This window comes from Butyrivibrio sp. WCE2006 (assembly GCF_000701985.1).
GTDB lineage: Bacteria > Bacillota > Clostridia > Lachnospirales > Lachnospiraceae > Butyrivibrio.
The window spans coordinates 88,614-111,509 of record NZ_JNKH01000011.1 but is presented as its reverse complement, the minus strand read 5'-3'; the positions used below and the strand labels follow the sequence as shown (position 1 = coordinate 111,509).

The following is a 22,896-nucleotide window of genomic DNA, read 5'->3' as shown; positions in this document are numbered from 1 at the left end:
TTATACAGATAGCCGGCATACAATATATAGTATTTAAAAAACATTTGTTGTCTATATATTGAAATAAATATTCATCTGTGCTAATTTATTGTTATGGGTGAAACAACGTTTTTTGGGGGGTATTTCTATGTATGAAGTTGTAAAACGTGATGGAAGTATTGCGAAATTTGACATTTCTAAGATCTCTGCTGCAATTATCAAGGCCTTCGAGGCTCTTGAAAAACCTTATCATACAAGTGTAATTGACCTTGTATCTCTTCGAGTAGCTTCAGATTTCGAAGCAAAAATCTCAAATAATAAAATAACAGTCGAGCAGATTCAGGATAGCGTAGAAAAAGTATTATCGGAGTCGGGCTATTCTGATGTTGCAAAAACTTATATTCTGTACAGAAAACAGCGTGAAAAGGTACGTAACGTAAATTCTGCTTTGCTGAACTACAAAGATCTGGTAAATGATTACCTAAAAATCAATGACTGGCGTGTTAAAGAAAACTCAACCGTAACATATTCTATAGGTGGGCTTATTCTTTCAAATTCCGGCGCTATAACAGCCAATTACTGGCTTTCAGAGGTATATGATGATGAAATTGCCAAGGCTCACAGAAGTGCTGCTATACATATCCATGATCTTGCTATGCTTTCAGGTTATTGCGCAGGTTGGAGCCTGAAACAGCTCATACAGGAAGGCTTAGGCGGAATACCCGGAAAAATCACATCTGCACCGGCTAATCATCTCTCTACATTATGTAACCAGATGGTTAATTTCCTCGGCATTATGCAAAATGAATGGGCAGGAGCACAGGCATTTTCATCCTTTGATACATACCTTGCTCCATTTGTCAAAGTAGATAACCTTTCACAGGATGAGGTAAAACAGTGCATCCAATCATTCGTTTATGGTGTCAATACGCCAAGCAGATGGGGAACTCAGGCACCTTTCTCCAATATTACCCTTGATTGGACAGTTCCTGCGGATCTCAAGAATCTCAACGCCATTGTAGGCGGTAAGGAACTTGATTTTACATATGGTGAATGTCAGCATGAAATGGATATGGTAAACAAAGCATTCATAGAAATCATGATTGAAGGTGATGCAAATGGAAGAGGTTTCCAATATCCTATTCCAACATATTCAATAACCAGCGATTTTAATTGGGACGAGACCGAAAATAATAAGTTACTTTTCGAAATGACAGCAAAGTACGGTACCCCTTACTTTTCAAATTATATTAACTCAGATATGGAACCCAGTGACGTACGATCAATGTGCTGCAGATTGCGTCTGGATCTCCGTGAGCTTAGAAAAAAATCAGGCGGATTCTTTGGTTCAGGCGAATCCACAGGGTCTATAGGTGTTGTAACTATAAATATGCCACGTATTGCATATCTTGCTGAAGATGAAAAAGATTTCTACAGTAAGCTTGATCATTTAATGGATATTGCTGCAAGAAGTCTCAATACCAAGCGTCAGGTCATAAGTAAACTTTTGGATCAGGGATTATATCCTTACACAAAGCGCTATCTTGGTTCATTTGACAATCATTTTTCAACTATAGGTCTTATAGGTATGAATGAGGTTGGTCTGAATGCAAAGTGGCTTAGGGCTGATATGACAGATATTACAGTCCAAAACTTCACAAAAGAAGTATTAACTCACATGAGAGACCGTTTATCTGATTATCAGGAAAAATATGGTGATCTTTATAACCTGGAGGCAACTCCCGCAGAGTCAACAACATATCGTTTTGCCAAACATGATAAAGAACTTTATCCAGATATAATAACTGCCAATATGAATGGAACTCCTTACTATACCAATTCCTCTCATCTTCCGGTTGGTTATACAGATGACATATTCTCAGCTTTGGATATTCAGGATGAGCTTCAGACTCTTTACACTTCAGGAACGGTTTTCCATGCATTTCTTGGAGAAAAACTACCTGATTGGAAAGCTGCCGCTAATTTGGTACGTAAAATTGCAGAAAACTATAAATTACCTTATTATACAATGTCTCCGACCTATTCAGTTTGTAAGGAACATGGTTATTTATCCGGAGAACAGATTACATGTCCTCATTGTGGAAAGAAAACTGAAGTATATAGCAGAATAACCGGATATTATCGTCCGGTTGCAAACTGGAACGATGGAAAAGCTCAAGAATATAAGGATAGACAGGTTTACAACATAAAGCTTTCATCTATGCAGCATGATAAATCAAATCACAATGATACTTTACACAACTCTATTCAGTCACCGGCAATGGAAACAACAGTAAAAACTGCTTCGGAGCTGCAAAAAAACCTAATTAAAACAAAATCGGATAATCGATATACAGTTCTTCTTTTTAAGACAAAAACTTGTCCGAATTGCAAAATTGCCAGCTCAATACTCAATAAAGCAGGTATAGCTTATACTCAACTGGATGCAGATGAAAATGCTTTATTAGTTGAAAAATATGGTATCATGCAAGCACCTACATTGGTTGTTGCAGATAATAATGAATATCAAGCTTATGCTGGCGTTTCTAACATAAAAGAATGGCTAGCTGAAGCAAACTATACTAAGATTTAACAGTTTCCCAAATATCATAAATATCAGTTAACCCGTAAGGACTTCGGACTTCATTCCGGGGTCCTTTTTTGTAGCCAGAGTTTATAAATTTAAATTTAAATATATCCACAATTAAGGCAATAATTATGACAACACAAAGATCTCTTTAAGTGCTATCATTATATGTAAGGCTGATAAATCAATTTAAGCTAGCAAAATCCTTTTGTAATGCCTGCTTATTTAATTTGAAGGAACTAAAATATGATCAATGGTAAAAAAATAATAGCTTTATGCACTTCAAGAATTTATGATACGCAGAATTTCGGTTTTATAGAATCTCTTGGAAAGGCATTAAAATCGATCAATTACAGATTATTCATCTACGCTCTCAATAGTGATTTATATTGGGTTGATAACGATGTTCATAATGAAACTTATGTATTTGATCTTATTCCATATGACAAAATCGAAGCAGTAATAATTATGGATGAGAAAATCAAGAGTACCGACGTAGCTAAGCGAATAATCGCAAATGCCCAAAAGCATTCTGTTCCTGCAATAATAATAGATGGTTCCTACGAAGGTACGACACAAATTCACTTTGCTTATTCAGAAGGTTTCGAAAAAGTCGTACGACATATTATTGAACACCATAAAGTTAAAAATCCTCATTTTATGGCCGGATATAAGGATAATAAGTTTTCAGATGAAAGAATTGAGGTATTTAAAAAGGTTCTACATGAGAACGGCAGAACTTTTAATGACAGTATGATAAGCTATGGAGACTTCTGGGCTGATCCCAGCCGTCAGGCAACACGCGAATTGCTAAAAAGAGAAACAATACCAGATGCTATTATATGTGCAAACGATATAATGGCTATTAATGTATGTGATGTTCTAATATCATCAGGACTTAGTGTTCCGGATGACGTGATAGTTTCTGGCTTTGATGGTTTAGAAGAAGCATTTATTTTTCATCCAGGTATCACTACGGCATCATGTGACAATGTGGATTTGTCTGAGACAGTATGCAAAGCCCTACGATATCTTGAAAACAATACCGACCCCAAAAACTACTATGTTACTCCTAAATTCATACAAAACGAATCATGTGGATGTCCCAAAAACATAACATATAAGAATAGCATAGTAACCAAATTAAATGATCGTTTTTACAGGTATCAGGATGATATTCGTGTATTACATGATATTACAACAAAATTATTTTCAGCAAAAGCTGAGGAATTATGCGTTTCGTCAATAAGAACTTCTCTTACGCAAAATATGTGCTGTATAATAAATAATGCATGTTTTTCTCATGATAAAAACTTCTTCCTTGACGATATAAACGATACCAACTTTAGTATTGTATATAATTCTTATTCTGAAGAAGATAAAATCACGCCTTACGATAATTCTAAAATCATACCAAACCTGGATGAAATATTGAATAAAGGCTATCCACTTATATTTAATTGCATGGACTACATGAATAAGCCAATCGGTTTTATTTGTTATTCATTCGAGAAATATGACATAGTTGAATACACCAAAACACCCAGCATTACAGATGCTATAAGCATGGGAATAGGTGGATATGTAAACTTACAGTATCAGCATTTCCTAATGAATAAGGTCCAGGAAATGTATAAAAATGATGCATTAACAGGCTTTTTTAACCGGCTTGCGTTTCAATCTGCATTTGATGAATTAAAATCCATTCCGGGTGCTGTAGGAAAGCCACTTACGATTATAATGCAGGATTTGGACAAACTAAAAATAATAAATGATTCCTATGGTCACACAGAGGGTGACAAAGCGATTTCTACAGCTGCCAGAGCATTAAAAGATGCCTGTCCGGAAAACACATTATTGGTCAGATTTGGTGGAGATGAAATGCTTGCCTTAATATCCGGACTAAGCAATAATGCTGAAATCATCCACAATATTCAAAATACTTTAAAAGAAGAAAGTAGAAAATTGGGATATAACGTATCTGTCAGCATTGGTACGTATACTACCATTCTTACAAAAGATTTAAACCTGGATCAGATAATCGTTTTAGCTGACCAACAAATGTATAAAATGAAAAAAAACAATGAAGGAATCTTCTGATAATCATTAACAGCTGATAAAATGTATGTTACTATGTCATGAGAAATATTTGGAGGAAAAAATGGGGAAAAAGTCTATTAAAGAAAACAAGAATATTTACTTCGAAAGCAGGGAGATTGCCGGTTTAACACGAGCACAGGCCAGTGAAAAAATCGGTTTCATAAGCGAAAGTCGACTTGAAAAAATTGAATCAGAGAAAACTTCTATTCAACCTGAAGATGTTGTTGCTATGGCAGAGGCCTATAAAAGACCTGATTTATGTAATTACTACTGCACACATGAATGTAGAATTGGTCAGGATTCAGTTCCTGTCGCAAAGGAATCAACTTTATCTGAGATAGTTCTTGCTATGCTCTCATCCCTTAATTCTCTTGACGAGCAGCGTAACAGATTAATCGATATTACTGCAGACGGTATAATTTCAGATGATGAATTGCCTGATTTTGTCAACATTCAGAAGCAGCTTTCAATGATAGATCAAACTGTGGAATCTCTTAAGATATGGGTTGCAAATACAGTTGCAAATGGTCAGATCAATAAAGACAAATTAGATGCACTATTAGCCTCTAAAAAATAATTCGCGATTTTATATTATGTAAATAATGCACCAGATTCGTATTTAAACGATCTGGTGCATTTGTTATTTTAAATAGCAATTAGAATGTTACAAACCTTGTGGAGCTTTTATTGATTATTCTATATCAACTTTTTTTGCCATATTATCAGCCAGTTCTTTTATCGTTCCTTGCTTAAATGGGCTCTTTAATCCCACATCACTAAGCATTTCCTCATAAAACTCGCTTGCAGATATTTTGCAAAGCTTTAAATAATGTTCCCATGCATCAGAAAAATCATTATCCATCCAGACTTTGAACTGCATTGCTATTACACTGGCAAGAACATAATCTATATAATAGAACGGGCTCCAGAAGATGTGTCCCTGCTTTTGCCAGAAACCGCCTTCATCAAAGAAAGCATCTCCATCAAAATCAAGCCATGGTCTATATGTTTTCTCAAGATTTTTCCACACCTCTTTACGTTCAGCAGGTGTCATTTCAGGCTTCTCATATACTATATGCTGGAATTCATCTACCATACATCCATACGGAATAAATGTTATAGAATCCTCCAGATGCATCTTATAATAATCATCTGCTCTGTCACCAAAGAACTTATCCATCCATTTATATGTAAAATATTCCATGGACATTGAATGAATCTCGGCTGTCTCCATTGTTATATCATTATGCTCAATTATCTCATCATTCCTTGTTATATAACCCTGAAATGCATGTCCGCATTCATGTGTCACAACATCGATATCACCGCTTGTTCCATTAAAATTAGCAAAAATGAAAGGAACTTTATATAACGGCAGATAGTCCATATATCCACCCTGCTTCTTGTTCTTTCTACCAAGAACATCAAAAAGCTCATTCTCAATCATTACATCAATAAATTCTGCAGTTTCAGGTGACAGTTCTCTGTACATTTCCTGTCCGGCTTTCATGATTTCCTCAGGTGTCCCGATAGGCTCAGGATTACCGTTTTTAAAATAAACCTCGTTATCGAAATATTTAAGATCTGACAGCCCTAATTCCTGCTTACGTTTTTCCTGTATTTTGGTAACAAGAGGCACAAATGATTGTTTAACCTGGCTTCTAAAGCTTTCTACCTGCTCTCTTCTGTATGAATTTCGCATCATACGATTATATCCAAGCTCAATATAATTATCATACCCTAGCATTTTAGCCTGTTCTGTACGATTTTTCACAAGCTTATCATAAATATTGTCTATATCATCAGTAACACTCATAAAATAGTCTGAAAGGGCCTTCCACGCCTGTTTTCTTGTTTCCCTGTCATTTCCAGTCAGGTGTTTTCTAAGCAAAGAAATATTATATTCCTCTCCATTAAATGGAATCTTTGCTGAAGCGATAATTTTGTCATATTTATTGATCAGAGCATTTTCTTCTTGCATCAGTGGAAGTATTTTTTCGTCAATAGAAGCAAAGTTAAGCTCCATATTTTTAAAAGCAACTTTACCGATTTTTTCTTCCAGATACGCTCTATAAGGGGATTTATACAATACCTTTTGATATTCATTCTTGTATTGGGAAATTATTGGATCTATCTCATCGATATAGTCCTTTTCTTTGGCATAAAACTCTTCAGTAGTATTTACATCATGACGGAATCCTGCAATTCGTATCATGGTCTGCAATTCACTTAAATAATCATAATATTTCTTATGTAACTCAAATTGCTCTTCTCCACTGCTTGCCTTTTTACTATCATCAATAAGCTTTTCAAAAAAAGCTTTTACATCATCAATCTCGATGTGTTTATATGGCATTTCAGAAAATTTCATATATATTTCCTCATCTTTCTACTAGTATTTATTAAAACAAATATTTCGTTACTTACATAACTTTGCACGAAACCTTGTTAATATCATCATTTATTTTACTTTTTTCTTTAGAAAAATCAAATTGTTTATAAAATTTTTATAACCTAAATTTATATAACATGATGTCGTGATAAATGTCTATACATATAACTTGATGTATTTACTTCAAATATTAACTGACAACAATTATTATATTTCAATTTTAGTATATATTTTATATATTCATGAATAATTTATATTCAACATATTTCACTATATTCATGTTTTTCTACACAATTATAAATTCAATTAGTTTATTCAAATTATTTAACTCGATTATTTCGACAGCATTCTCATTTTGATCAACTATGCATACAAAAACGAGCTTCTTTGCCAACTGAAAAGCCAAATGATGTTCTTTGAAAAACCAGACTTGTGTACTGTCTTGCTCATCTTTAGCCAAAATGTGTATTATATAGTTTTATATGTGAGGAAGAAAATCGAATGTGTACAATGACATCATCAAGATTTTCAGATGAAGTAGATAAAATCATGTACAAACAGTTTGGTTAATTATGAGCGAGACAACACACTAGTGTTTTGTCTGGGTGACTTTTGATTTAATTACGAAGTATCATTCTCAATAGGCTAGGAATCTGAATGAGTCGTAGCGGTGGCTACGGCGATTGAAGATGACGAAGCGTATTGAGAATTAGACAAGTAATTTATCAAATTGTCATTCAGACAAGACACTAGCCTTTCGCAAAGCGGAAGGCTAGTTATATAAAATCTCTGATTTAAATTTGAGAAATTGAATAATTATTTAAGCATCAATTAATATAAAAAATAAAGCGCATAAATAATCAGATGTATCACATTAAAACCTGGAATCAAGCATATTCTGATATTTAAATATAGCGTATGTTATCTATAATTAAGATTAATTATCACGATTTTCATTCAAATATTATATATACGCTTAACTATTGTATAATAATCTGGTATTACGCCTGTTAAAAATCATCATAACAGCTGTTACATATAAGTATTAGTGCCGCTTGTGTCCTTCAAATTAAATGCTATGATTACCTAACTGCATTTATCATAGCTTCTGCAAGATCTGGTTTATTCATAATGTAAAAATGAAGCCCGTCTACACCTTCCTGCTTTAATTCCAGAGCCTGTCTTATTGCGTAATCTATCCCATATTTCTTCATTTCTTCCGGTTTGTCCCCATATTTCGCAATAATCTCTGATAATTCTTCAGGCACAGTTGTGCCTGATAATGTAACTGTCGTACCCAATTGTTTTGCGCTGGTAATTGGCATTATTCCTGCTGAAATTGGCACTGTAACCCCAATTTTTAAAAGTTTTTCTCTTAATCGTCTAAAATATTCATTATCAAAAAATAATTGTGAAATGAGCACCTCACAGCCATTCTCTACTTTTATTTTTGTATTACGTACATCATCTTCTTCAGAAATTGCTTCAGGATGTTTATGCGGATAACATGCTCCAAGAAGAGTAAAATCCATACCTTTATCCTTTATGAATTTCGCCATATCACTCGCATGAATAAAATCTCTGGAATTAAATTCATCATCGGTCATTATCTTAGGTCTGTCTCCCCTAAGTACTAGTATATTATCTATTCCAATTGCTTTGAACTTATCAAGACCTTCTTCCAGCTTTTCCTTGGTAAATCCTACGCTTGTAATATGAGATACAACTTCCAGCCCAGCCTTGTTTTTTGCATAATCTGCTATTTCTACGGCTTTTCCTGCATTTGATCCCCCTGCACCATAAGTTACACTGACAAAATCAAGATTAAGACTTGCTAAACTATCTAATTTTGAATAAATATTTACAAATTCGTCTTCCTTTTTAGGTGGATATATTTCACAAGACAATACTTGTTTTCCTTCATTGTATAGCTTTCTTACACTTCCCATTTTGCTCTCCTCCTTTTTTCATTTCATGTATTATAACACATGAAAACTGCCAGGGGGCAGCCTGGCAGTTTTCTATATGGTTATCAAGCTTGCGATCCATCCATTGATCACTGCAACGTGCCCAAAAAAGGGCATAAAAAACCTGTTTCCATGTCGTTTCCCTTCCATGGAAACAGGTTGCTTTCCGTTGCTAATAAATATATCGGTGCATCTGTAAAAAAAAATTAGTGCAAATTTATTGATTTATTTTATTATTTATCCAATTGCTTTTTTTACTGCCTCTAATACACGATCTGCCTGGAAAGGTTTAACAATAAAGTCTTTTGCGCCTGCCTGTATAGATTCAATAACCATCGCCTGCTGACCCATGGCTGAGCACATAATGCAACAAGCATTTGGATCTGCAGCCTTTATACCCTTTAGAGCACCAATACCATCAAGCTCCGGCATGGTAATATCAAGAGTTACAAGATCAGGCTTAAGTTCGTTATACTTGTCGATTGCTATCTTACCATTTTCGGCCTCGCCGGCAATCTCATATCCACCCTTTGTCAGAATGTCTTTCAACATCATGCGCATAAAAGCGGCATCATCTGTAATAAGTACTCTCTTAGCCATTATGAACCTCCATATTTTCTATTCCGGACTTCATTTGCGCTCCGGTATATCTCTCGAATTCATATACTATTTTATCATAAAATCCATAAAAAAAACCCTAAATCGTCGCTCAAACAATTAAAAAATGATAAAATTTCGTACCGTTTCGAAATAATTTCTAAAATAATAATATACTCGTACATCATTATAATAATGTATAATAATATTTTGCCATCATTGTCTATATACATAAGTACATCATATCATCAAAATCTATTCTTCTATTTCAATACTTTTGATCTGTATGCCTTTACCACTTACCAGATTACCACTCCTATTATTACATTTGGGGCATCTGTACTTGAACTCTTTTTCAGGATGGTATATATTTCCACATTCTTCGCATTTAATTTTCACTTCGATTTCATTTGTAACTAATACTGTATCATTCAGTTCTGTGCCAGCAACAACTTCCGGATAATATTTATGAAGATAATAAGGTATTACTCCACTCATTTCTCCAACGTCAACTTCTATCTTTTTAACTTTCTTAATGCTTCTATTTTTCGTCTCGTCAAGAACTGTATTTACAATATCTATAATATAACTTAATTCATGCAAATTAAATAATTCTCCCCTTACTGTATATACAATATCTTATATTGTATATTGACTTCTATAGTCATTTTACTAATCTATTTTTAGTTTAATTTAAATAATGATAGCATATGTAATCCTATGATCTCACATTTATTCTGTATATGATAATAGAAATCAATAGTTATTTTATACTATTGACTATTACAGTCATTGATTATATATTTTATCATTTTTGAATTTCACAAGTTAAATCATTTCACTAAATACAATATATTTTTATTGCATAACATATGCTATATTTTAATTTATGCTTATATTGTTTCTTTTGATCGTCATTTTTCCGTATATAAATAAATATACAGAATATTCAGTATATTTATTTTGTCACTATTTTTCCTACGATTAGCTCATTTATTTTTCCAGATCCTGGCCAAATTGTAAGGATTTTTTCTAGGACTTTTTTCTAGGATTTTTTTATATTTTTCTACCTATTAAATATTTCCAATATCACATTTAAATTTAACTTATATATACAATCTACTTCATCCTCTATTTTCTCGTTTTAGTGAGTAAAATTTTCTAATCCAGATAGCATATTCATTCTGTATAAATCCATATGCTTTGTGTTTCTTTTTTATTATTATCCAGGAAAAACTCCTGGATTTTTTCCTGGCATTTATTCAATTGATTTTATTTATCTTTCGTTGCTAAATTGCCCATTTATTTCACGATAAAATCCTGGATTTTTTTCAGGATTTATTCCTGGATTTTTTTCCGTTATTTTGTGTAAAAACTACATCATACTAATTTAGTATATTTATGTATATATATAAATATATTATATCATCATTATTATATATTATCAATAAATTTTGTTCATTTCACATAATTAAATTAATTCATATTGATATATAAATCATAATACATTTTGATATTAAGTTATACAAATAATAATATAACTCAATTATAAATTCTAATTTTATATTATCATTTTTATATCATATCATAATATTAACTTTATATCATACTCATATATTATATTTATATTTTAGTAATATGTCATCATATAATTATTGTATTCAAATATCTTTTCATCATTTAACCATTATACTCATTTATATGATTATATATGTATTATAATACATTTGTATCTTGATGTATTTATATTATTATCATACATAATGATGTTTTGATGTACTTATATTATTATAATATGAATTTTGTGTATCATGAATTCTTTGTACTTATATATAAATAAATCTATATACATTTGTAATAATATATACGCTGAGATCTATACTTATAAAGTTATATTTGGATACTTATACATCATGATGTTAATATATTTCGAAGTTCTAATCTCGTAATACAATGTTCTAGCCGGAACATTTTCTCAGGATTTCGAATGTTCAATTATACTATTTTGATGTCATTATGTTTTTATATCACATCATCAAGTTTATATATAGAATTCAATATATAGTATTGTTATTTATATTCTTTCTATATATTGTATATATCATGATGTTTTGATGTCATGAAAATATGTTTTTTATACAATAGCAAAATTATAGATTCTATTTCCAGTTATAATTATAAATACATATATCATTATATATTCAATTAGTGTTATATTTTGCGTTTTGTAGATTTACATCAGTACATCATTATGTAATTCTATCATTTTTCGCTGTCCTGACACCTGTGTATTTTCATATAACTATATTCTTATGTATATACATCATGATGTATTGCTATATATCATGACATCATATCTTCATCACTTCATAGTCTCATATTATTGATGTTACATTGTTGTATTTATATGTATATGTGTATATATATTTATATCTATTATTATAAATATCTTTTTATGTATTTATATTATTATACTTATATATTAGTAATTTGATATTATTTTATTATGTTATATTTATATTTTTATTATATGATATATATTGATTTTTATATTTTATAATCTATGTATTTTTTTAGTTTATTATATTTATATATATGTACTTTTAAATATGTGTATCATTTCATAATGAATATTTATTATATTTTGATATATATATTTCTATCCATCTATATCAATTAATACATATATCAATGTACTTTAATCTTTACACATCTAGTCATCAATGATATATTAATATAGTATTGTTGCTTTATAAGGGAGGAAAAAATGAAAACTATATCATTTTGTAACCAAAAGGGTGGTGTAGCAAAAACCACATCAACATATGCATTAGCGTCAGGACTTGCGAAAAAAGGTTATAAAGTACTTATGATAGATTCAGATCCACAGGAAAATCTAAGCCAGGCTGCAGGAATTGACTTATACAATATACCTGCGGCAACCTTATCTGATGTCTTTAGAACAGAAAAAGGTGAATCCGGTGCAGATATAAATGATACTTTAATTCCTATTAGTAAAAATCTGGATCTTATAATTGGGGGAATTGAGTTTACTTCTGCTGATCTAGACTATTCTGGTGTTACTTCAAGAGAATTTATGCTGAAAAGAGCATTAGCGAAGCTAAATAAGGAATATGACTTCTGTATTATCGATTGCAGCCCTACATTGGCTTTAATTACACAGAATGTGCTGGCTATAACAGACAAAATCGTTGTTCCGATGACACCAGAAGCATTTGCTACTAATGGTGCTAATATGCTGTTTTCATGGATCTCAGTAATGTCAGAACGATTAAATAATCCAAATCTTGATGTTGCAGGTATTTTGGTCACAAATTGTAGAAATACAAATAATGCAAGTATTTGGCTCGAAGGTATCGAAATGCTTGCAAAAGAGTATGAAATTAAAGTATATGACACAAAAATACATCAAAATGTAGCTGTGGAAGAATCTCAGACATTAAATCAATCTCTTTTTGAATATGCTCCTACAGCAAGAGCAACAAAAGACTATGCAGCATTTGTTAAGGAATTTTTGAAGGGAGAGTCTAAATGAGAAAGAATTTACAAAATGCAATGGCAAAGAATTTCCAGAAAATGGTAAATGAACAGCCTACACAAGACACTTCAGAAAAGAATTCTACTATTAATGATGAAAAAAAAGTTGAGAAAAAGCAGAAGATTCAGGAAGAAATTGCAGAAGTAGAAGAAGAAATTAGTAATGAGGTTTCTGTAGCTGAAGAAGAAGCCGAATCAAAAGACAATAAACCAGTTCCTTCTGAACCGGAAGAACCTGTACAGGTATCGACTCAACAAGTTGCAGCTCAACCTGTTCAACCTGTTAATCAGGTTCCAACTCAAAACGTTTCTCAGCCTATAATGCAACAACCGGTACAACCAGCTCAACCAATTATTCCAGAGCCTGTACCGCAGATTCAGTATTACCAGCCACCTATTCAATCACAGCCATTACCAACACAGCAACCTCTACCTTTATATAATACAGAGCAAATGGTATCGCCTGTTATGTATCAAAATTATGCGGCTCAGCCCATAAATAGATCTGTACAAGAAGTTCAGACTACTAAGTCTGTTAATACTAAATCCGGAAGCAAGAAATCTATACCATTGGTTCCTGACGAAAAAAGTAGTGGAGTACTTCATATAAGATTAGGTGAGTTAAGATCTTATGTTGATTTTATGACACAATCAACAAAAATGTCTTATCAGCAGTATATTAGTAATCTTATAGAACAAGACTTTGAAAAAAATAAAGATTTATATCTTAAATATAAGTCTTTTATGGAACAATTAAATATGTAAAACAACATTGTTGTTAACAATAAATTAATTAACAACAAATTTCTTATTAATTAGAAGTCCTGAAAAGCTGATAAATAAGCAGTTTTCAGGACTTTTTATTATAGATATAGGGTATAACTGTAGTATATAAAGGGTTAATGAATCAATTAGTATAGGATAAAGCTGATAGAATAAAGGTTCATAAAATTGCGTTAAAATGTTGAAAATAAGTATAAGGTGGTAGTTAATAGGAATATTTCCCGGATTTTATTAGTAGTTTTAAGGTAAGTATGTAAGAAAAAGGGTTTTATAAGGTAGTTTTTTGGGATTTTTTTCTGGTAGTTATAAGGGATATATAAAATCTGATAAAAAAAGTGTGTTTATTAGTAGATTTTGGGGTTATAAATTGTATTTCGAGTAGAAAAAAGGGAGATGAATGACTTACTTAGTAGAAAATAGGTATATTGATCATCAAACATAGTAGAAAAAAGGGACATAAATATCAAATCAATGCACTCCGCGAACAAAAAGGCATTTTTAAGCTATTATCCATTGACTGAAAATGAATTAATTATGAGTTACATAGTAGTTTTTAGGGATTATAAATGGTTACTTAGTAGAAATAAGGAACATATAATCAATTATTTAGTAGAAAAAAGGTATGTTTTATACATAGTTAGTAGTAAATAGGTAGATAAATTATAAAATACTGGTTCGGTCAATAAAACGATTGACTTAAAGAGTCAATACAAAATTGTAATTACGTATTACTTTTGATTGATATAACGATACTTAGTTGTTTTGGGGGATATTTTGTATGTAATTAGGGAAAAGATGAATAAAATTGAGTATATATATTTACAGTAGATTAAAATAGCCTTATAATTAGATAGTATTAAAAAGGTATGAAAAGAGACCAATTGGGTTTAAGGAGGTTGTTTTGGGGAGAAAATCCAAAAAGCAGATAGAAGAAGAAACAACTGCTATCGAAAGTTTTTTATCAAATCAGCATTATAAAAAGGCTAATACATTGATAAATTCTAAAGGAAGATCCACTCTACTTGTTCAAAAATTATTTGCTGTAAGTATAGCAAAAGCTGAACTTAATCATGATGATAACACTTTAGAAGCAAATATATATGGAACAGATCTTAAGAAAATCTTTGGAGTTAAAGGCGGGTCTTTTTATGAACATATTAAGGCTGCTATAGAGCCGGCAAAATCAAAGCCGTCTATTCTGGACTGGCGCATTATTTATTCCAATGATGATACTAAAGAAATTGAAGCAATTAATGTTATAACTGATGCTTCCTTTAAAAATGGAGTATTGAATGTCAGATATAATAGTAAGATTACTCCGTTTTTAGCAAATTTGCAGAATAATTATACCGTGCTTAGTTTAGCTGAAGCTGTTCAACTAAATAGTGTGTATTCATTCAGACTTTATGAAATATTAAAAGCAGAGATGGATAAACAAAGAGCAATTACTAAGAAAGAGGGACCGTACTATATACAATATCACCTTACGGATCTTAAATTACGCTTAGGAATTATAGATTCTCAGGCTGATCCGGCAATAATAAGTGCATTGAAAAAGGGTAATCCCGATTATGATGCAATAGAAAGACAGGCTGATAAACTGGATGGTGCAGGAAAACTAAAAACTTTCGGTAATTTTAAAAAGTTCGCATTAGATAAAGCGCAGAAGGAACTTAATGAAACAACGAGTATCTGGTTTGATTATGAGCCGGTGAAAGCAGGACGTGGTGGAAGAGTAGTAAGTATAAGATTTAAAATAGATGTTAATCCAAGAGTTAAGAGTAACAATAACATCTGTAATCAATACACACCGAAAGAAAAAGAGGTAAGTCCTGTAGAAGAGCTTGAATATATGGATCAGGTTCAGGACATTATTGATGAAAAAGTTAAAGTATCAGAGATAAGATCGATTCTTAAAGCAGCTGATTATGATATAGAAAGAATTAAAAATGCTTATGAAGTTTACACATCTCAAAGTAGTCATGTGGATAATTTTGTAGGCTGGATGATATCCGCCATTAAGAATAACTATACTAAGCCTTCAGGATCATTTTCAAAGGCTGTTGAAGGAGAATATGTTCAGAGTAGTTTTTCATATAATGATATGGAGTCTGTATTGCTGGATAATTTTTAATAAAAAACGAGCTCATCTGAGCTCGTTTTTTCAACCTGCAACTAAGTTATATTCCTGATAACCATCAATCAAATCTGTTATTTTGTTTGAGTCTCCAATAACAGATACATATAAAGGTTTAAGTAAGTTAAGCGAAAGAAGTCCAATAATGGATTTTCCGTCGATGTAGCTATGACCACTACGTACATCGACCTGGCAGGACGATTTTGAATTCATCTGCACAAACTTAATGATCTGATTTTCGTTTTCGAGATTGATTTTGATATCTTTTGTCATAATTTTTATCGCGTGCTTATCACGCATCCCCCTATAAATATTTGTATTTGTAAAAAAAATACAGTCATAACGATAGCATAATTAAATTTTATTTTCAATATCTATATGTAGTATGCAATGAAAAAATAAATACAATATATCGATACATGACCATACATTATTGCGTCAAAATGTGTGTAAATTGCGAATAATTGCGAAAAAAACGGTTAATTCCATAAAAAAACTATTAAATCACAGATTATTCACACTTCTTATGATATATTGAATATGTAAAAAGAGAAACTTAAGAAAGGGCCAGGTGACGCTAATGAAAAAGGTTTTATTTTATGGTGATTCCAATACCTACGGGTTTGATCCTCGTGGAATGATGGGTGGTCGCTTTCCGGAATCAGAGAGGTGGACAGAAATACTGGCAAGTAAAATGTATGGTGAGTGGCGGATTTTTTCAGATGGTATGAATGGAAGAGTGATACCGGACAATCCATATTCATTACTTTCTTTAGATAAATCTGTACTGGAGTATAGTCCTTTAGATTTATTTGCAGTAATGCTCGGAACCAATGATCTTATAAATATGTCGGTTCCTGACGCTGAAGCTGTTTCATCAAAAATGAGAGATTTTATAGAAAGACAACTGAATAGAACAGAATTTATAGACAATAGAACCGGATTTTTACTAATATCTCCTCCAAGAATTCTTCCACATATGGATGAAAATTTGGAAGAAGCAGAAGCTCAGAGAAAGAGATTTTCATCTGAACTGGATATAATTGCGCAGGAATTTGGTATTTTTTTTGCTGATGCAAGTGAGTGGGACCTTGATATGTCTTTTGATGGAGTACATCTTTCAGCTCAAGGTCATCAGGAATTTGCAGCGAAGATGGCAGATATATTACAGGGAATTGATCTCACTGCTGAAAGGCAGGAAGTTGATGACTATGTATGTGTTCATTTAGCTTGAGAGTCGTATTGTTATAATATAATTTAACTACTGAAAAATCCACGAAGTTATCGACTTTGTGGATTTTTTATTGCATAATATATAGAGAGTGGTATTGTATTATTTGACTATATTAGTCAACTTAACAATTACTAAATATCACATGATATGGTTAATTTAGTAGTTTTGGGGGATGTAATTAGATGAAAATTGGTGAGAGGAAAGTGACAATTAAGGGAGGAAAAGAGCTTAAACTGCGAACTCCTGGCAAAGAGGATGCTGAAAAGGTGCTTTCTTTCAGGAGAGAGGTTGCCGGAGAAACTATTTTTCTTACCAGATACCCTTATGAAATAGAGAATTCTATCGAAAAAGAACGAGAGATAATAGGCAATTATTCCAGAGCAGAGCATTTGGGGATGCTGGGGATATTTGACGATGATAATATAGTTGCGATAACATCAGTAAGTCCGATCGGGTTGACATTTAAGACAAGACATAGGGCTTCTGCTGAACTCGTAGTCAGGAAAAATTATTGGAACCTTGGTCTTGGATCTTTTCTTTTGGATATGGCTATCGAGATGGCAGGAAATTGTGGATATGAGAGACTTGAACTTAGTGTTTTCGCAGATAATTCACGTGCAATCAGATTATATAAAAAGAAGGGATTTATAGAATGTGGTCAGATTCCGCAAGCTTTTAAAATGATGGATGGCAAGTATCACGATGAGATACTGATGTCAAAGAATTTATGGAGACATTAAAACATGAGAACAACATTTGCACCGATGGAGGGGATAACAATTTATTGCTATAGGAATGCCCATCATAAGATTTTTGGTGAAGGTATTGATTATTATTACACTCCATTTTTATCGGTTTATAAGCATCACGCTATTAAAAAGCGTGATATGCGTGAAATTCTTAAGGAAAATAATCTGGAAAAAGGTGTTAAGATTATACCCCAGATTATGACGAATAAGGCAGATGAGATAATATGGGCACTCAGGGAGCTTAAATCTCTTGGATATGATGAGATTAATCTCAATATGGGGTGTCCTGTAGGTACGGTTGTCAGCAAAGACAAAGGATCAGGTATGCTAAGGGAACCGGATAGGTTATACGAGATATTCTCTGAAGTGTTTGAGGATGAGATCACAGAGCAGGTGAAATTTACAGTAAAAACTCGATTAGGATTAAGTGATCCGCATGAATTTGAGAATATATTGCCGGTTTTAAATAAGTTTCCATTTGATGAAGTTATAATACATCCAAGGGTGAGAACTCAAATGTATAAGGGGACGCCTGATATGGAAGTATTTCGATGGGCGTATGAAAACAGCAAAAATCCGGTTGGATATAATGGAAATATTTTTACAGTAGACGATTATAAAAAAATTGTGGAAGAATTTCCTGATTTAGAAGAGATAATGATTGGCAGAGGACTGGTTTCAAATCCGGCATTGGCCAGGGAGATATTGACAGGAAAAGAAATAAACATAGAAGAAATTAAGGAATTTATGGATGAGCTTCAGGTGAGATATAAGGATGAGATTTTTTCTGATGATTCAATCATGCATAAAATGAAAGAAATATGGTTTTATGTAGGGAATCTTTTGGAAAAAAAGGATGGAACAGAAGCAGATACTTACATTCACAAAATCAGAACATCAAAAAATGTATCAGAGTATAGAAATGCTGTCAGAACAGTCTATAAGGAGTGTAGAATTAAAAATTCACTATAAGAAAAAATACATCAAAACATCATGACATCATGATGTTTTGATGTTTATAATACGCACTATTCAAGCCCCTGATCTTTCATAAGCATTTCATGGATGGCTTTTGCTAAAACTTCATCCGGAGCGGCTCTGAGTTTTTTTTGTTTAACTGTTTCTTCAGATTTATTAGGGATGTCAGGCAAGGATTCCTGTTTTTGATCTTTTGTTTTTGCAGCCATATCACTACTCCAATAAAAAATTGAATCTAAAATGATTACGGTTACCTCTAATAAAATAATATCACTAATGAGATAAATAATACAGACTATAGATTTTTTTATGCGAAAAAACGTATAAATGCGTTGCTTTAACTGATAGGTAGTGGTAGAATTGCTTTAGTTTCTAAAAAATCAAAAGGGGGAATTAAAAATGAATAAAACAGAACTTGTAGAAGCAATTGCAAAGGAAACAGGCCTTTCTAAGAAGGATTCAGAGAAAGCGGTTAAAGCATTTATCGATGTTGTTTCAAAGACACTTAAGAAGAAAGATAAGGTTCAGCTTGTTGGTTTTGGTACATTTGAGACATCAAAGAGAGCAGCAAGAACCGGTAAGAATCCTCAGACAGGTGACACAATCAAGATTCCTGCTTCTATTGCTCCGAAATTTAAGCCAGGTAAGGCTTTAAAGGATCTTGTTAACAAGAAATAATTAAAGATATATTCTTTATCCCCCGGAGTACAGATGTATTCCGGGGGTTTTTATTTAGAGAATCATTTGGGCAGGTTCTTAAAGAGTTATTCTGAGCCATGCAAGTCCACTTAGTTAGTGGAGTTTGTTAAACATATATTTTACGAGGGTTTATTATGAAAAAAATATTTCAATCTTTTATCATTACATTTGTTGTTGTATTAGCCATAGGTGGTATTTTCCTTTATAGTAAGGATACATTGTTTGGTAGCGACAGCTCAGAAAAGGCTATTAATTCTAGTGAGAATGGAGCCAAAAGTGGAGTAACAGGTGCTATTCAGGATGCAAAAAAGGAAGTATTAAAAAGTGTTGCAAAAACCATTGTTGATAAGGCAGTTGATCAGTATGCAGGCAACGCCAGCTCAGAAGTTAAGGAGATACTTGACTCTGTATCTGAAGAGGACAAGGATAGAGTTACAGATATAATGATTGATAATATTTCTATTGAAGATATTCCGGATGTGGAATCCTATATATCAAACAAGGATGTAAACGGATTAAAAGATTATGCTAAAGAGAAGCTTACGGAAGAAGATTATTCTGAGCTTACAGGAATATTAGAGAAGTATTCTGAGGATGCTCTTAAAAAGATAGATGGAGTTTCAAAATAATATATGAGTAAAGCTGAAGTGACAATATCGGAAGCGATAAAAGTTAAGCTTCCACTTAGAGAATGCCTGATTGGAGAGCCACATTTTTACAAAAAAGTGGCTCTTGTTGTTATACCAATGATTATTCAGAACACATTATCTAATGTGGTCGGATTACTGGATAACGTTATGGTGGGCCAGGTTGGCACACTTGCCATGTCCGCTGTAGCTATAGTTAATCAGCTGATGTTTGTTTATATGCTTTGTGTATGGGGAGCGTTAGCAGGTGCAGGCATATTTGGAACGCAGTATTTTGGTAAGCGGGATTTTGAAGGTGTAAGGTTTACCATGCGGTTTAAGATGATTGTAGCTTTGGTTATAACATTTTTAGCTATGATGATCTTTTTAGTTGCAGGGGAAGGACTTATAAATCTCTACATTGCGAAGGATACACCCTTGGCGGATGCTGAACAGACATTAAAACTAGCCAGGGAGTATCTGCTTATTATGCTTATCGGAATAATTCCGTTTGGAATTACACAGGTATATGCAGGAACGATCAGAGAATCAGGAAAAACAACATTACCAATGATAGCCAGTATGTCAGCAATGGTTATCAATTTTATATTTAATTTGCTTCTTATCTTTGGATATTTGGGCTTTCCTAAGCTTGGTGTAATCGGAGCTGCAATAGCGACTGTTATTTCTAGATTTGTTGAGTGCGCTATAGTTTGTATAAAGGGTCATATTAATCATGTGGATTATTCCTTTTTAGAAGGCTTATATAGTAATTTTCATGTACCGGTAAGCCTTGTATGGCCGATAATGACAAAATCACTTCCACTTCTTGCTAATGAGTTTTTATGGAGTCTTGCACAAGCAACTTTGCTTCAAAGCTATTCTATAAGAGGTATAGAAGTAATTGCGGCTATGAATATAGCTAATACCATTGCACAGATATTTAATGAAGTTTTCCTGTCTCTTGGTAACTCATCTTCAATTATTGTTGGTCAGGAGCTGGGGGCAGAACACTATTTAGATGCCAGAAAATATGCGTGGAGAATGGCTAGTTTAAGTGTTGCAAGTTGTATTATCATGGGAACATTGCTTAATTTGGTAGCGCCCGTTATTCCTCAGGTATATAATACTGAACCTGAGATAAAAGCTTTGGCAACTGAATTTATCAGAGTTGTAGCTTTAGTAATGCCGTTAAATGCATTTGCTAATGTTTCGTATTTCATATTGCGTTCCGGTGGTAAAACCATGATTACCTTTTTATTTGATAGCTGTTTTTCATGGCTTGTTAGTGTTACTGCGGCAAGAATTCTTGCAGGATATACCACGATGCCGGTACAAACAGTTTATTTGTGCGTATGTTCTCTTGAATTTATTAAGTGTACGATAGGCTTTATTTTGGTAAATAAAGGTGTCTGGGTAAAGAATATCGTAAAGAAAGCATGAGTAGGTATAGAGTATATAATTTCTTAGAAATTCTGAACTCTATATAATATTGAATTTCTCAGCAATTTTGAATCCAATACTAATATTGAATTTCCTTAGAAATTCGATATTAGTATTGGACCAGGTTCTCGTGAAGTGAAGGCGTGTCCTGCCAGAGGCAGGATGCTTGAACGTATTTTTATCTTTGCAATCAAGAAGTCATAAGTAATAAAACTTTTATGAATTCACGTATAAACAAATCCGGTTTTCTGTGTTACGATTTTTATGCACGGCGATAGTTGATTATATCAATTATGGGAGAGCAATATGGATACAGAAGCACCAACTTGGATACTCACGGACAAGATTTTTTCAGAAGATCATATGTTTACCAGAATCCTTGGATATGCTATTGAAGAAAATCTGACAGAAACATATCAGGCACTGTATTATGCTAGAGAAAAACATTCCGGACAAACAAGAAAGAAAAGTCCATTTACCCAGGAGCATATTCCGTATATAATCCACCCATTAATGATGGCATGTCATGCGCATGCCATGGGGATAAAAGATGATAGGGTTCTTGCAACAATACTGCTGCATGATGTTTGTGAGGATTGTAATGTAAAACCTGAGGATTTGCCGTTTTCTGACGCAGTAAAAACAGCTGTTATGTTACTTACAAAGCCTGTAGGATGTGCAAAATCGAAGGATAAAGTCAGGCTATACTACAAAGGTATAGCTTCTAACAGTATTGCATCAATCGTGAAAGCACTGGATAGGTGTAATAATGTTAGTCTCATGGCCTTGGCTTTTTCAACTGAAAAGATGATAGAGTATGTCGAAGAAACCCAGGAATATGTATACCCTATACTTGAGAAATTGAAATATGAGTATTCGGAATATAATGACGCATCGTTTTTAATAAAATATCAGCTAAGAAGCACGATGGAGACTATTAAAGCGTTTATTTTAAAGGCAAATAATAAACAACAGTCTCCATCAGGTTCGTGAATAACCTGATTTACTGTATCACACATGATTAGAAAGATTGCAAATCAGTTAAGATCTTTGCTCAAATGAAAAAA

General features: G+C 32.7%; 19 protein-coding genes. 13 read left to right on the top strand and 6 right to left on the bottom strand.

Translation table 11 applies throughout. The annotated features are described in order from the left end of the window. Positions 1-127: 127 nt before the first annotated feature. The 3 genes from T501_RS09580 to T501_RS09570 all read left to right on the top strand — a co-directional run bounded on the left by T501_RS09580 (position 128) and on the right by T501_RS09570 (position 5,243). Entirely contained in the window at positions 128-2,572 is a 2,445-nt protein-coding gene (locus T501_RS09580) for a ribonucleoside triphosphate reductase (protein WP_044914526.1), read from the top strand. Between the two features lie 240 nt (positions 2,573-2,812). Then, complete coding sequence (locus T501_RS09575) at positions 2,813-4,666, top strand: substrate-binding and GGDEF domain-containing protein (RefSeq protein WP_044914525.1); 1,854 nt, start codon at positions 2,813-2,815, stop codon at positions 4,664-4,666. Between the two features lie 61 nt (positions 4,667-4,727). Beyond that, positions 4,728-5,243 (top strand): helix-turn-helix domain-containing protein, encoded by a 516-nt coding sequence (locus T501_RS09570; RefSeq protein WP_026511840.1) that lies wholly within the window; start codon positions 4,728-4,730, stop codon positions 5,241-5,243. 114 nt (positions 5,244-5,357) lie between these two features. On the opposite strand, the gene T501_RS09565 is transcribed toward T501_RS09570, so the two are convergent. From T501_RS09565 to T501_RS09550, 4 genes are all read right to left on the bottom strand, one after another. Then, the gene (locus tag T501_RS09565; protein ID WP_044914524.1) at positions 5,358-7,037 is read right to left on the bottom strand and encodes a M3 family oligoendopeptidase; all 1,680 of its coding nucleotides are present in this window, start codon (positions 7,035-7,037) and stop codon (positions 5,358-5,360) included. 1,103 nt (positions 7,038-8,140) lie between these two features. Further along, complete coding sequence (locus tag T501_RS09560) at positions 8,141-9,007, bottom strand: methylenetetrahydrofolate reductase (RefSeq protein ID WP_044914523.1); 867 nt, start codon at positions 9,005-9,007, stop codon at positions 8,141-8,143. A gap of 255 nt (positions 9,008-9,262) precedes the next feature. Then, complete coding sequence (locus T501_RS09555; protein ID WP_022761203.1) at positions 9,263-9,625, bottom strand: response regulator; 363 nt, start codon at positions 9,623-9,625, stop codon at positions 9,263-9,265. Positions 9,626-9,877: 252 nt separating this feature from the next. Then, on the bottom strand, positions 9,878-10,225 hold the full coding sequence (locus T501_RS09550) for a hydrogenase maturation nickel metallochaperone HypA/HybF (RefSeq protein ID WP_026510632.1): 348 nt from the start codon (positions 10,223-10,225) through the stop codon (positions 9,878-9,880). A 2,164-nt stretch (positions 10,226-12,389) separates the two neighbouring features. On the opposite strand from T501_RS09550, the gene T501_RS09545 reads away from it, so the two are divergent. The 3 genes from T501_RS09545 (at position 12,390) to T501_RS09535 (ending at position 16,097) form a co-directional block, all read left to right on the top strand. Further along, positions 12,390-13,178 carry a ParA family protein gene (locus T501_RS09545; protein WP_026510633.1) on the top strand — a complete coding sequence of 263 codons (789 nt, stop codon included), beginning with the start codon at positions 12,390-12,392 and terminating at the stop codon, positions 13,176-13,178. After that, positions 13,175-13,945 carry a hypothetical protein gene (locus tag T501_RS09540; RefSeq protein WP_026510634.1) on the top strand — a complete coding sequence of 257 codons (771 nt, stop codon included), beginning with the start codon at positions 13,175-13,177 and terminating at the stop codon, positions 13,943-13,945. Before T501_RS09545 ends, T501_RS09540 begins: the two co-directional genes overlap by 4 nt. Positions 13,946-14,864: 919 nt before the next feature. Further along, positions 14,865-16,097, top strand: coding sequence for a replication initiation protein (locus tag T501_RS09535; protein WP_044914522.1), 1,233 nt, complete (start codon positions 14,865-14,867; stop codon positions 16,095-16,097). 30 nt (positions 16,098-16,127) lie between these two features. Here T501_RS09535 and T501_RS09530 read toward each other — a convergent pair whose 3' ends face one another. Beyond that, on the bottom strand, positions 16,128-16,400 hold the full coding sequence (locus T501_RS09530) for a hypothetical protein (RefSeq protein ID WP_155994828.1): 273 nt from the start codon (positions 16,398-16,400) through the stop codon (positions 16,128-16,130). Between the two features lie 280 nt (positions 16,401-16,680). Here T501_RS09530 and T501_RS09525 point away from each other — a divergent pair, with 280 nt between their 5' ends. The 3 genes from T501_RS09525 to T501_RS09515 all read left to right on the top strand — a co-directional run bounded on the left by T501_RS09525 (position 16,681) and on the right by T501_RS09515 (position 19,055). Further along, positions 16,681-17,334, top strand: coding sequence for a GDSL-type esterase/lipase family protein (locus T501_RS09525; protein ID WP_044914520.1), 654 nt, complete (start codon positions 16,681-16,683; stop codon positions 17,332-17,334). A gap of 182 nt (positions 17,335-17,516) precedes the next feature. Beyond that, positions 17,517-18,074, top strand: coding sequence for a GNAT family N-acetyltransferase (locus T501_RS09520; protein ID WP_026510637.1), 558 nt, complete (start codon positions 17,517-17,519; stop codon positions 18,072-18,074). 3 nt (positions 18,075-18,077) lie between these two features. Then, positions 18,078-19,055 carry a tRNA dihydrouridine synthase gene (locus T501_RS09515; RefSeq protein WP_044914518.1) on the top strand — a complete coding sequence of 326 codons (978 nt, stop codon included), beginning with the start codon at positions 18,078-18,080 and terminating at the stop codon, positions 19,053-19,055. Between the two features lie 56 nt (positions 19,056-19,111). Here T501_RS09515 and T501_RS21280 read toward each other — a convergent pair whose 3' ends face one another. Then, positions 19,112-19,270 (bottom strand): hypothetical protein, encoded by a 159-nt coding sequence (locus T501_RS21280; protein ID WP_155831455.1) that lies wholly within the window; start codon positions 19,268-19,270, stop codon positions 19,112-19,114. 190 nt (positions 19,271-19,460) lie between these two features. Here T501_RS21280 and T501_RS09510 point away from each other — a divergent pair, with 190 nt between their 5' ends. From T501_RS09510 to T501_RS09495, 4 genes are all read left to right on the top strand, one after another. Further along, entirely contained in the window at positions 19,461-19,739 is a 279-nt protein-coding gene (locus tag T501_RS09510) for an HU family DNA-binding protein (protein ID WP_026510639.1), read from the top strand. Between the two features lie 155 nt (positions 19,740-19,894). Beyond that, positions 19,895-20,389 (top strand): hypothetical protein, encoded by a 495-nt coding sequence (locus T501_RS09505; RefSeq protein ID WP_044914516.1) that lies wholly within the window; start codon positions 19,895-19,897, stop codon positions 20,387-20,389. A 3-nt stretch (positions 20,390-20,392) separates the two neighbouring features. Then, on the top strand, positions 20,393-21,829 hold the full coding sequence (locus T501_RS09500) for an MATE family efflux transporter (RefSeq protein WP_050008235.1): 1,437 nt from the start codon (positions 20,393-20,395) through the stop codon (positions 21,827-21,829). A gap of 306 nt (positions 21,830-22,135) precedes the next feature. Further along, positions 22,136-22,822, top strand: a complete 687-nt coding sequence (locus tag T501_RS09495) for a nucleotidyltransferase family protein (RefSeq protein ID WP_026510642.1) — start codon at positions 22,136-22,138, stop codon at positions 22,820-22,822. Positions 22,823-22,896 lie beyond the last annotated feature (74 nt).

Bases quoted from the DNA above. Each gene is read 5' to 3' on its own strand.
- T501_RS09565 (WP_044914524.1), bottom strand. From the start codon at position 7,037: ATGAAATTTTCTGAAATGCCATATAAACACATCGAGATTGATGATGTA.
- T501_RS09580 (WP_044914526.1), top strand. From the start codon at position 128: ATGTATGAAGTTGTAAAACGTGATGGAAGTATTGCGAAATTTGACATT.
- T501_RS21280 (WP_155831455.1), bottom strand. From the start codon at position 19,270: ATGGCTGCAAAAACAAAAGATCAAAAACAGGAATCCTTGCCTGACATC.
- T501_RS09555 (WP_022761203.1), bottom strand. From the start codon at position 9,625: ATGGCTAAGAGAGTACTTATTACAGATGATGCCGCTTTTATGCGCATG.
- T501_RS09545 (WP_026510633.1), top strand. From the start codon at position 12,390: ATGAAAACTATATCATTTTGTAACCAAAAGGGTGGTGTAGCAAAAACC.
- T501_RS09510 (WP_026510639.1), top strand. From the start codon at position 19,461: ATGAATAAAACAGAACTTGTAGAAGCAATTGCAAAGGAAACAGGCCTT.
- T501_RS09570 (WP_026511840.1), top strand. From the start codon at position 4,728: ATGGGGAAAAAGTCTATTAAAGAAAACAAGAATATTTACTTCGAAAGC.
- T501_RS09525 (WP_044914520.1), top strand. From the start codon at position 16,681: ATGAAAAAGGTTTTATTTTATGGTGATTCCAATACCTACGGGTTTGAT.
- T501_RS09515 (WP_044914518.1), top strand. From the start codon at position 18,078: ATGAGAACAACATTTGCACCGATGGAGGGGATAACAATTTATTGCTAT.
- T501_RS09495 (WP_026510642.1), top strand. From the start codon at position 22,136: ATGGATACAGAAGCACCAACTTGGATACTCACGGACAAGATTTTTTCA.
- T501_RS09505 (WP_044914516.1), top strand. From the start codon at position 19,895: ATGAAAAAAATATTTCAATCTTTTATCATTACATTTGTTGTTGTATTA.
- T501_RS09575 (WP_044914525.1), top strand. From the start codon at position 2,813: ATGATCAATGGTAAAAAAATAATAGCTTTATGCACTTCAAGAATTTAT.
- T501_RS09560 (WP_044914523.1), bottom strand. From the start codon at position 9,007: ATGGGAAGTGTAAGAAAGCTATACAATGAAGGAAAACAAGTATTGTCT.
- T501_RS09500 (WP_050008235.1), top strand. From the start codon at position 20,393: ATGAGTAAAGCTGAAGTGACAATATCGGAAGCGATAAAAGTTAAGCTT.
- T501_RS09530 (WP_155994828.1), bottom strand. From the start codon at position 16,400: ATGCGTGATAAGCACGCGATAAAAATTATGACAAAAGATATCAAAATC.
- T501_RS09540 (WP_026510634.1), top strand. From the start codon at position 13,175: ATGAGAAAGAATTTACAAAATGCAATGGCAAAGAATTTCCAGAAAATG.
- T501_RS09520 (WP_026510637.1), top strand. From the start codon at position 17,517: ATGAAAATTGGTGAGAGGAAAGTGACAATTAAGGGAGGAAAAGAGCTT.